Annotated in this window: 5 protein-coding genes, 1 tRNA gene, 2 rRNA genes and 1 pseudogene (1 of these 9 cut by a window edge); 6 read left to right on the plus strand and 3 right to left on the minus strand. The window is 61.7% G+C overall.

The genetic code is table 11. The features are described from left to right. The first annotated feature begins 90 nt into the window (after nt 1-90). From ACQY5B_RS13410 to ACQY5B_RS13435, 6 genes and pseudogenes are all read left to right on the plus strand, one after another. The gene (locus ACQY5B_RS13410) at nt 91-1152 is read left to right on the plus strand and encodes a hypothetical protein (RefSeq protein WP_420324891.1); all 1062 of its coding nucleotides are present in this window, start codon (nt 91-93) and stop codon (nt 1150-1152) included. 520 nt (nt 1153-1672) lie between these two features. Then, nucleotides 1673-2692, plus strand: coding sequence for an IS110 family RNA-guided transposase (locus ACQY5B_RS13415; RefSeq protein WP_420324722.1), 1020 nt, complete (start codon nt 1673-1675; stop codon nt 2690-2692). Nucleotides 2693-3007: 315 nt separating this feature from the next. Next, nucleotides 3008-4032, plus strand: a pseudogene (locus tag ACQY5B_RS13420) (Mu transposase domain-containing protein); the annotation flags it as partial. After that, nucleotides 3965-4693 carry an IS21-like element helper ATPase IstB gene (istB, locus tag ACQY5B_RS13425; protein WP_420324890.1) on the plus strand — a complete coding sequence of 243 codons (729 nt, stop codon included), beginning with the start codon at nt 3965-3967 and terminating at the stop codon, nt 4691-4693. The pseudogene ACQY5B_RS13420 and the gene istB, both read left to right, overlap by 68 nt. Before the next feature lie 117 nt (nt 4694-4810). Then, nucleotides 4811-5095, plus strand: coding sequence for a hypothetical protein (locus tag ACQY5B_RS13430; protein ID WP_420324889.1), 285 nt, complete (start codon nt 4811-4813; stop codon nt 5093-5095). Nucleotides 5096-5519: 424 nt separating this feature from the next. Then, nucleotides 5520-7235: a recombinase family protein gene (locus ACQY5B_RS13435; RefSeq protein WP_420328643.1), complete on the plus strand. Its 1716-nt coding sequence runs from the start codon at nt 5520-5522 to the stop codon at nt 7233-7235. Here the strand turns inward: ACQY5B_RS13435 and ACQY5B_RS13440 are convergent. The 3 genes from ACQY5B_RS13440 to ACQY5B_RS13450 all read right to left on the minus strand — a co-directional run. After that, nucleotides 7192-7268, minus strand: a tRNA-Met gene (locus ACQY5B_RS13440). The genes ACQY5B_RS13435 and ACQY5B_RS13440 overlap by 44 nt on opposite strands. Before the next feature lie 98 nt (nt 7269-7366). Continuing rightward, nucleotides 7367-7481, minus strand: a 5S ribosomal RNA gene (rrf, locus tag ACQY5B_RS13445). Between the two features lie 188 nt (nt 7482-7669). Continuing rightward, a 23S ribosomal RNA gene (locus ACQY5B_RS13450) occupies nt 7670-9362 on the minus strand (it continues 1162 nt past the right edge of the window).

Genomic DNA, 9362 nt, shown 5'->3' on the forward strand with positions numbered 1-9362 from the left:
GCAGCCGACCGCACAGCCGTGTATCAGTTCACGGCGGCGGCTTTCCGTTGCCGGCAAGCGATTTTTCCTCTGTCGTCAGGCGAGTCCAGGATGCCCAATCTTCTGATCCACATCGGCCAGGGAAAGACCGGCTCGACCTCGATCCAGAATTTCTTGCGCACCAACCCCGAGATGCTTCGCGACGCGGGCGTGCTGTTCCCAGAGACCGGCAAGCACACCAATCACCAGGACATCTTTTCCTATCTCACCGACGACGTGAAACAGCACGATCCCCGGCTGCGCGGGACCCGGGCCGACGACCGCAAACGGGCCTTGGGCAAGACGTTCTGGCACGCGGCCCGCGACACAATGGACAAGACCAACCCGCGGCTTGTGGTCCTGTCCTGCGAAAACCAGTTCCGCCCTTTTGCGCCTGCGGCGCTTCAGCGCCTGACAGATGAACTGCGCCCCCTGTTCAGCCGCATCGACGTCTGTGCCTACCTGCGCGACCCGGCGTCACACTTCCTGTCGTCCGCCCAGCAGGACCTCAAGAAACGTCCCGATTTCACCATCCCGTCGCGCAGCTATTTCCGTGACACACTGGAACCCTGGAGCCTTCACGGCCCGGGCCCTCTGACCTGTATCCGCTTTGCCCGATCCGAACTGGCAGACCAGGACGTCGTCACCGATTTCTGCCGACGCTTTGTCGGGGTGGATCCCGCCAGCGCACGACGCTCGGCAACCGAGGACAACACGAGCCTCAGCCCTGAAGCGATGGAGATCATGCAGCGCTATCTACGCGGCGAGATCGAGGCCCCGACCCGGTACCACGCGAGACGCACACAAAGGATGAAAGCGCTGGTGCAAGAGGCCGACAGCAAGTGCAGTGGCTTTTCGCGGCCGCGTCTGCGCAAGGGACTGAAAGAGGCAATCGAAGCCCGGGCTTTGGACCTCGACTGGCTGGAACGGACATTCGGCCTCCGCTTTCCCGAAATTGGCCAGCCCGCCATGTCCCCCGAAGAGGCCGACCATCGCATCCGCGGCCTGAGCAGGGTTTCGGACGTCTGCACAACCGACCCCGACCGCATCGAGGCACTGCAGACAGAGATCGCTCGACTCGCAGCAGACCGCCGGAGCCTGTTCGACCTGTTCGCGAGAAGAGCGCGCAACTGACGCAGGCCAGCCTTGATAGCCCGCACGGGAAAGCGGGCAGGACTTGACAGAAAGCGTCGTTATAGACCGCATGTTTTTCGGGCGGCGTCACCGGTGGTCATTGCCATTGGCTTGATCGCGGAGCGATTCATGTCACCTCTTGCGAAGGAGAACGGGTACGAAATTCGATCTTTCGGTGACATACGTCTGGACCTGTCCCTTTTTCGTGCCGCCCCAGGTGCTCGTTTAGGCCACTTTCCGTTCGAAGGCGGCGGGGTGTGAACAGGCGTGCAATTTTGACCCTTTAGAGGGGTTATCGGCGTCCAAAAATGACCCCCTTACACTGATGTGGATGATGCCCCCGAGGTCATCGGGGAGCACAGTGTGGGATGTTGGTCGTGGAGACGATTGCAAAGATCCGTCGGGCGTATTTTCAGGATTGAGCCATTGGAAAGCCATTGATGGTGTGGATGGCTCCACCAGCGGCTTCGCGTTGTGCCAAGGTGGGTCTGTGAAAGCCCGCACCTGAGAGGAGCCATCCATGGACCAACCTAACACCATCGGCCTCGATCTGGCCAAGAACGTTTTCCAAGTTCACGGAGTGGACACGGAAGGCACGGTCATCTGCCGCCGTCAGTTGCGGCGGTCGCAGGTCCTGGTGTTCTTTGCCCGGCTGGGCCCTTGCCTCGTTGGCATGGAAGCCTGCGCGGGGGCCCATCATTGGGCGCGAGAACTGGCAACCCTTGGCCATGAAGTCCGTCTCATGCCGCCCGCCTATGTGAAGCCCTACGTGAAGAGGGGCAAAACTGATGCCGCTGATGCCGAGGCCATTTGCGAGGCGGTGACCCGCCCGACGATGCGCTTCGTGCCGGTGAAGTCGGCGCAGCGGCAGGCGGCCCTGCTCGATCACAAGGCACGGGACTTCCTCGTCCGGCAGAGAACGCAAATCGTAAACGCGATCCGTGCGCACCTCGGCGAGTTCGGGATCGTCGTGCCGAAGGGAATCCATCACGTCGATCGCCTGCTCGACGCAGCCCGCGACGTGCATTCTACGGCGCGTCCGGCGCTGGACATGCTGGCCGGTCAACTGCGCGACACACAGGCCCGGATCGAAGAGGTCACTGCGCGGATCGGGGAGATGCAGGGCGAAGACGCGCTGGCGCGTCGACTTGCGACGGTACCCGGGGTGGGTACGATTTCGTCCAGCGCGTTTGCGGCCACCACCCCCGATGTGGCCGCCTTCCGCAGCGCGCGCGACTACGCGGCGTGGCTCGGCCTGACGCCGCGAGCTCATTCCAGTGGCGGGAAAGAGAGGCTCGGGCGGATTTCCAAGGCTGGCAATCGGTACCTGCGCAGGCTGCTTTACCTCGGCGCCATGGCCCAGATCAGTGCGCGGCGCGGACGTAGAGAGGGTGCATCAGGCCGGGTGCCGGACTGGATCGACCGGATGCTCGCCCGCAAGCCCGTAAAGGTGGTCGCTATCGCACTGGCTAACCGCATGGCCCGGACGATCTGGGCGCTGATAAGGCGGGGCGACAGCTACCGGAACACCATGGCTTGAGACGATAAAGAACGGCCAGGCAAAGAACGGCCAAGCCGGTCGCGAACCGGCAGGCCCAGAGATGGTGAGGCGCAGCGTGAGGTGATGGCACAGGGACGGTAAGAAGCGGAACGGGATACCCAGTTCGGACCGGAGCACCTCGAAGTGCGTGCCATTGATCGGGACCCGCCCGCCGGCTGACTTCATCAGGGCGCGCAGCCGTAAAACCGCTGCACACAGACGCCGAATACATGGCCGCGACCGACCAGATTGCCGGACCCGAACAAAGCTCTTGCCAAGGGGCCATCCATACATGGTCCGAGGACAATGGACGCGAAGACGGCGGTGGACACGATCTTTGTTGGCAAGGACCGCGCCTACAATCGCCGGTTCCAGCAGATGTGCGGGCACTACTTGGTCGATCCGGTCGCCTGCACGCCCGCATCGGGCTGGGAGAAGGGCCAGGTCGAGAACCAGGTCGGCGTCCTCCGGCAGCGCTTCTTTGTACCGCGCCCCAAGTTCAAATCCCTCGCCGAGTTGAACGCCTGGCTCGAGGACCGTGTATGGCCCACGCCAAAGCGAACAAACATCCCGACATACCGGAGAAGACGGTTTGGGAGGTGTCCCAAGCCGAGCGGCCGAGCCTGATCCCTTATGTCGGCCCGTTCGATGGCTTCCACGCGGTGCCGGCATCGGTGTCCAAGCCCGGGGCTCCGCCCGTTCAGGGCTGAATTGGTCCACTGTACCAATTCCTGGACGCCCTTCACCCTGCCTCGTGCGCTTCGACAAGAACCTCTACTCGGTCGATGCTCGGACTGTTGGGCGGCCGGTCGAGATCAGGGCCTACGCCGACCGTTTGGAATGCTGGCAGGACGGGCAGGTTGTCGCTCGCCATGATCGGGTCTTCGGGCGAAACACCACCGTCTACGATCCCGTGCATTACGTACCCGTCCTGGCGCGCAAACCTGGCGCGTTGCGCAACGGCGCGCCCTTCAAAGAATGGGAATTGCCGCCGGCACTGCGCCGTGTGCGGCGCAAGCTGGAGCACCAGCCCGGTGGCGACCGCCAGTTGGTCGAGATCCTCGGTGCCGTGCTCAGTGATGGCATCGAAGCCGTCGAAGCGGCCTGCTCGGAGGCGCTGGCGCACAACGTCTATTCCGGTCGTTCTGAACATTCTGGCGCGCCACCGCGAACCGCCACCGCCGTTGACAATCACGACGCCGGATGCGCTGAAGCTGGCCTGCGAGCCTGCTGCCAATTGCGATCGCCATGACAGTCTCCGGAGAAAAACCGATGGAACGATCACAGGTGCTGGACGCCATGGGCCAGTTGAAGCTCTACGGCATGAGGACGGCCTACGACGAGATCATCACCACGGCGATCAAGCGCCAGTACGAGCCACAACAGATCATTGGCGACCTCCTGGCCGCCGAGATCAGCGAGAAGCAGGCCCGGTCGATCAAATACCAGATGACGATCGCCACGCTACCTCTGGCGAAAGAGGTCAAGGAGCTCGACTTCGAGGGCACGCCTGTCAACGAAACGCTGGTGCGCGACCTGGCCTCCGGCGAGTTCCTTGAGCATCAACGCAATGTCGTGCTGATCGGCGGCACAGGGACCGGCAAATCCCACCTTGCCGTCAGCATCGCCCGGGCCTGCATCCGGCGCGGCAAGCGGGGGCGCTTCTTCAATGTCGTAGACCTGGTAAACAAGCTCGATGCCGAAGCCCGTGCCGATCGACAGGGGCGCACCGCAGACCTGCTGTGCCGCCTCGACTTCTTGATCCTCGACGAACTCGGCTATCTTCCCTTCGCCCAGACCGGCGGCCAGCTGCTGTTCCATCTCATCAGCCGCCTCTACGAGCGCACCTCGATCATCGTGACGACCAATCTCGACTTCGGCGAATGGCCTTCGGTCTTTGGCGACGCCAAGATGACCACTGCGCTGCTCGACCGGCTGACCCATCATTGTGACATCGTCGAAACCGGCAACGAGAGTTGGCGCTTCAAGACCCGTGAATGACCGAGAACCCGCTGGCCCGATACGGCTGCGCTGTGTGAGGACTACGCAGCGCCGGGCCAGCTCAGCTCCGAGGGGATCAATTTTCGGCGCCGATAAGGGGGCAAGATTGCCTGCCGATTGACAGGCAAGATCTTCGACAAGGGCATCCTGGCGATGCTGCACGAGCTGGTCGGCGTCCTCGACGCCGAGATCGCCGAGGGCACCTATGTCGAGACGCGCTACGACCTCAGCCCGGATAACGTTTCCGACTACAAGACCTGGGGCCAGGAACGGCTCACGCCGGAGGCTGACCGACTCTCGAACGCCCTGGCGGTGCTGATCGAGCTCTACGCCACCCTCTCGGCGGTGCACGACATCCTGCGCGCCGAGAAGGCCCCGGAGGGGCTGCGCGCCGCAGCCTGATGAGACACGCGGGCCGGAACACCCGCGTCAGGGCGCGCCGGCGAACCTTCTGCTGCTACAGATGTCGGCGCGCCCGCCAAAGAGAAGCCCGTGCAGGTCCTGCCTGCACGGGCTCGTCAATCACACACGAGGGCTCGGCTCTCGCCAGTCTGTCAGTTTTCGGTGTCCACAGCCGAAGGAGAAGCGCATGGCCCTCGCGAACCTGATCGACCTCATCGCCGAAGTTGCCGCCAAGCGGACTGCCCGGGAGGGCAATACGAAGGCGGGCACTCCGGACGCAGTAGTCGCGTTGTGCCGGTCGATTCGGGCCGATTTATGGAACGCCCGTCATATTTTCATCCGGATTTCAGTGTTTGGAGGGAGACGGGACAGCGCGTGACGAATGCGTCAACTTCTGTCGCTCGCTCGCCGTTGAAGGTTTCGAATGATCCAAGCCGCCAAGCCCGTCCGCGTCGCCATCTTTGCGCGATATTCCAGCGATCTGCAGAACCCGACCTCGATCGAGGATCAGGTGCGGCTCTGCCGTCAGCACGCGGCGCGACAGGATGGATGGACCGTCGTGCAGGTGTTCGAAGACGTGGCGATCAGCGGCGCGACGCGCGGCCGCTCTGGCTTCGAGGCATTGCAGGCTTTCATCGCGGAGGACGGTTGCGACATCGTGCTCTTCGAACATCTCGACCGGCTGGCGCGCGACCTCGAGCTGTTGATGCTCTTCTACAAGAAGGCCAACTACGCCTATGTCGAGATGCACCAGCTCCATCGCGGCAAGCTGGGGATCTTCGATATCGGGATCCTCGGGACCTTCGCACAGCTATTCCTGGAAGAGCTTTCGCACAAGACACGCCGCGGCCTCGTCGGCCGCGTTCAGGCCGGCAAGAACACCGGCGGGCGGACCTACGGCTATCGCTCCGAGGCCCTACCGCCTCGAGACGGAAAGTCGGACGGCAGCATCATGCGGATCGACCAGGAAGAGGCTGCGATTATGCGCCTTATCTTCGAGGAATACGCCGCCGGCAAATCGCCGCGACAGATCGCTGCCGATCTCAATGCGGCCGCGGTCCCTGCCCCGCGCGGACGCGGCGAAGGAAGCGGTCACTGGAAGGCCAACACGATCTACGGCCACCGTGCGCGCGGCACCGGGATCCTCAACAACGAACTCTACATCGGGCGGCACGTCTGGAACCGGCAGCGCTACTCCAAGCATCCCGAGACAGGACGCCGGGTCTCCAAGCCCAACCCACCCGAAGAATGGCTCACCACCGAGAAGCTCGACTTGCGGATCATCGACGAGGCGTTGTGGGACAAGGTAAAAGCGCGGCAGGACCTGATCGACACCACGCGCACCCGGGCCGAGGCCGGTGGCAAGACCGGCGCCGGAGCGGCACAGAGCGCGCGGCGGCGCAAGTATCTGCTCTCGGGGCTGCTGACCTGCGGCCAGTGCGGCGGCAATCTCACCGTGGCCGGCAAAGGTGCCCGGCGGCGCTACTATTGCGCCAATGCCAAGGAGAAGGGCGAGGCCGTCTGCACCGGCATGCCCGGTCTTTCGGAGGCCGACGCCGCCGAGACGATCCTCGGTGGCCTGCGCGAGGGGCTGATGCAAGAGAAGGAATACGAGCAATTCCGGTCGAGCTACATCGCCAGGATGCAGGCTGACGAGCAGGAAAGCGGGCAAGTGCTCCAGAGACACGACGCCCGCATCCGCGAGGTCCAGAAGACATACGACAAGATGATGGCTGCCGTGGAGAACGGCGACTATTCGCCCCCGGTCATCAGGCGCCTGAACGCCGCCGACGCTGAACTCACGGCACTCCGGGCCGAGCGCGAGACGCTCATCCCTGCGCCAATCGAACTGCCAGATGATATTCCCGCACTCTACCGGGACCATGTCGAGGATCTGGTGGGGAAGCTCACGGACGCGGCCGTTGCAGGCCCGGCGGCTGACGAGTTGCACACGCTGGTCGAGACGGTGGTCGTGTCTTGGGACGAGGAAGCGGACCGCCACACGCCGGAGATCCGTGGCAAGCTGTTGGAACTGTTGAGTTTCGGAGACAGCAAAAAGGTCGCGACCCTTTCGGGTGCGGCCTGTTCGCTAAAGCTGGTTGCGGGGGCAGGATTTGAACCTGCGACCTTCAGGTTATGAGCCTGACGAGCTACCGGGCTGCTCCACCCCGCGCCAATTCCGGACTTGTTTTCCGGTATCTTGTGCGCCCGTTGTTGGGGCACCATTGGTCGGTACTGGCTGACTGCATAGAGAGGTGTGGTTTTTACTAGGTTTGGCGGCGACCTACTCTCCCACGTCTTGAGACGCAGTACCATTGGCGCGGTGGCACTTAACGGCCGGGTTCGGAATGGATCCGGGTGTTTTGCTCACGCTATGACCACCAAACCGAGGAAAAACCACATCGCTGCGGGGATTGGGTTTGGTGGCAGGCAGCGTTTCGCGAAGCGATACCGCGTTGCCACGCCTTTCCAATCCTGGCGCAACGTCAATCAACATCGTTGTCCGCGTCAGTACACCTATGGTGTATGCCTTGATGTCCGTAACATGGTTTTGGAACCTTGCTGTTACTGGATCAAATCAAGCCTATCGGACCATTAGTACCGGTCAACTGAACACATTGCTGTGCTTACATCTCCGGCCTATCGACGTGGTGGTCTTCCACGGTCCTCAGGGATACCTTGTTTTGAGGGGGGCTTCCCGCTTAGATGCCTTCAGCGGTTATCCTGTCCGATCATAGCTACCCTGCACTGCTGCTGGCGCAACAACAGGTCCACCAGTGGATCGTTCACCCCGGTCCTCTCGTACTAGGGGCAACTCCTCTCAAGTATCCTACACCCACGGCAGATAGGGACCGAACTGTCTCACGACGTTCTAAACCCAGCTCACGTACCTCTTTAAATGGCGAACAGCCATACCCTTGGGACCTGCTCCAGCCCCAGGATGAGATGAGCCGACATCGAGGTGCCAAACACTGCCGTCGATATGGACTCTTGGGCAGTATCAGCCTGTTATCCCCGGCGTACCTTTTATCCGTTGAGCGATGGCCCTCCCACTTGGGACCACCGGATCACTATGGCCGTCTTTCGACTCTGCTCGACTTGTCAGTCTTGCAGTCAGGCTGGCTTCTGCCATTGCACTCAACGAGCGATTTCCGACCGCTCTGAGCCAACCTTCGCGCGCCTCCGTTACGCTTTAGGAGGCGACCGCCCCAGTCAAACTACCCACCACGCAGGGTCCCGGACCCGGATAACGGGCCGCGGTTAGACATCAAGCAGAACAAGGGTGGTATCTCAAGGGAGGCTCCACAGGGACTGGCGTCCCTGCTTCAAAGCCTACCACCTATCCTGCACATGTTGTGCCTGATGCCAGTGCGAAGCTGTAGTGAAGGTGCACGGGGTCTTTCCGTCTAACCGCGGGAAGCCTGCATCTTGACAGGCAATTCAATTTCGCTGAGTCGATGTTGGAGACAGCGGGGAAGTCGTTACGCCATTCGTGCAGGTCGGAACTTACCCGACAAGGAATTTCGCTACCTTAGGACCGTTATAGTTACGGCCGCCGTTTACCTGGGCTTCAATTCGGAGCTTGCACCCCTCCTTTTAACCTTCAGGCACCGGGCAGGCGTCAGACCCTATACGTCGTCTTGCGACTTCGCAGAGCCCTGTGTTTTTAATAAACAGTCGCCACCCCCTGGTTTGTGCCCCCGGTAGTCGTGTACCGGGCCTCCTTCTCGCGAACTTACGGAGGTATTTTGCCGAGTTCCTTCAACATCGTTCTCTCAAGCGCCTTGGTATTCTCTACCAGTCCACCTGTGTCGGTTTAGGGTACGATCTCATGGAGGGCTATTTCCTGGGACTGTCTTGGATACGTGCCAATCCGATAAGGCACGCACGCCGCCACAATCCGTCACATCCTCCTGGCCCAGGAATATTAACCTGGTTCCCATCGACTACGCCTTTCGGCCTCGCCTTAGGGGTCGGCTTACCCTGCTCAGATTAGCTTTAAGCAGGAACCCTTGGACTTTCGGCGAGAGTGTCTCTCACACTCTTTGTCGCTACTCATGTCATCATTCTCGCTAGTGATCTCTCCACCGGATCCCTCACAGGCCGGCTTCACAGAAAAGACTTTCTCCTGCGCTACCGCCTATCGGCTACTTGAGCGCGTTTCCACGCTCCGTACGACCGGCGGCAGTAAAGGATAAGTCCTATATCACACTACGCTCCGCTACCATGCCTTACGGCATCCTAAGCTTCGGCTCATGGCTTGAGC

It is taken from the genome of Antarctobacter sp. (genome assembly GCF_965277915.1).
In the GTDB taxonomy this organism is placed as follows: Bacteria; Pseudomonadota; Alphaproteobacteria; order Rhodobacterales; family Rhodobacteraceae; genus Antarctobacter.

Coding starts and splice junctions, on each gene's coding strand:
- ACQY5B_RS13410 (WP_420324891.1), top strand. CDS start 91: ATGCCCAATCTTCTGATCCACATCGGCCAGGGAAAGACCGGCTCGACC.
- ACQY5B_RS13415 (WP_420324722.1), top strand. CDS start 1,673: ATGGACCAACCTAACACCATCGGCCTCGATCTGGCCAAGAACGTTTTC.
- istB (WP_420324890.1), top strand. CDS start 3,965: ATGGAACGATCACAGGTGCTGGACGCCATGGGCCAGTTGAAGCTCTAC.
- ACQY5B_RS13435 (WP_420328643.1), top strand. CDS start 5,520: ATGATCCAAGCCGCCAAGCCCGTCCGCGTCGCCATCTTTGCGCGATAT.